The 941-nt window shown below is 44.0% G+C and carries 2 protein-coding genes; both read right to left on the bottom strand.

What is annotated here, in order from left to right:
- Positions 1 to 374, bottom strand: a 374-nt coding sequence (locus F0U44_RS24110) for a transposase (protein ID WP_149730606.1), incomplete at its 3' end; no start/stop codon positions are given.
- A 57-nt stretch (positions 375 to 431) separates the two neighbouring features.
- On the bottom strand, positions 432 to 941 hold a 510-nt coding region (locus F0U44_RS24105; protein ID WP_188113644.1), incomplete at its 5' end, for a helix-turn-helix domain-containing protein.

Raw genomic sequence — 941 nt, 5'->3', positions numbered from 1 at the left:
AGGACCTGTTTCGATTTTTCTTTTATCGCCTCAATCGTAGCAAAACGCTTTCCTTTCATCGGTGTCTTCAGTTTTGGGAAGAGGAAAAAGTCAGCGGGGGCCAAGTGCGGTGAATATGGTGGTTGAGGCATGATAACGGTTTTGTTTTTGGCCAAAAACTCACGCACAAGCATCGATGTGTGAGCTGGTGCGTTATCATGGTGCAAAATCCATGATTGTTTTTTCCACAATTCTGTGCGTTTCTGACGAATAGCTTCGCGCAAACGGCGCATAACTTCAAGGTAGTATTCCTTATTGACCGTACGACCTTGAGGCAAGAATTCATGATGCACCACGCCATTGCAGTCGAAGAAAACAGTGAGCAAAACCTTCACATTTGACCGAACTTGACGTGCTTTTTTCGATCTTGGCTCTTCTGTACGAGTACGCTTTCATTGGGATGATTGGGCTTTGGTTACAATGTCATAGCCATACACCCATGATTCGGCACCAGTTATGACCTTTTTGAGGAAATCTGGATCGTCGTTGACGATGTTCAACAGCTCCTGAGAGATGTCCATGCGACGTTGTTTTTGCTCACAATTTAGCAATTTTGGAACAATCTTCGCTGCCGCACGTTTCATGCCTAAAACATCCTTGAAAATTGCTTGGCATGAGCCGAACGATATGCCAACATCATCAGCAACCTCTCTGATAGTGATTCGACGATTACCCATAATCATTTTCTTTACTGCTTCAATGTTTTCCTCGGTTGTTGACGTGCTCGGGCGACCAGGACGAGCATCGTCATTGACATCTTCTCGGCCTCCCTTAAACCGGTTATACCACAATTGAACTTGTGTTCTGCTCATAGTAGACTCGCCAAACGCCACAGTCAACATCTCAAATGTCCTTGCGCATTTAATTTCATTTTTTACACAAAACTTAATACAGTTTCTTTG

Source organism: Nocardioides humilatus (assembly GCF_008373755.1).
In the GTDB taxonomy this organism is placed as follows: Bacteria; Actinomycetota; Actinomycetes; order Propionibacteriales; family Nocardioidaceae; genus Nocardioides; species Nocardioides humilatus.
The sequence above is the reverse complement of the archived record's forward strand: the minus strand, read 5'-3'. Positions and strand labels throughout refer to the sequence as shown.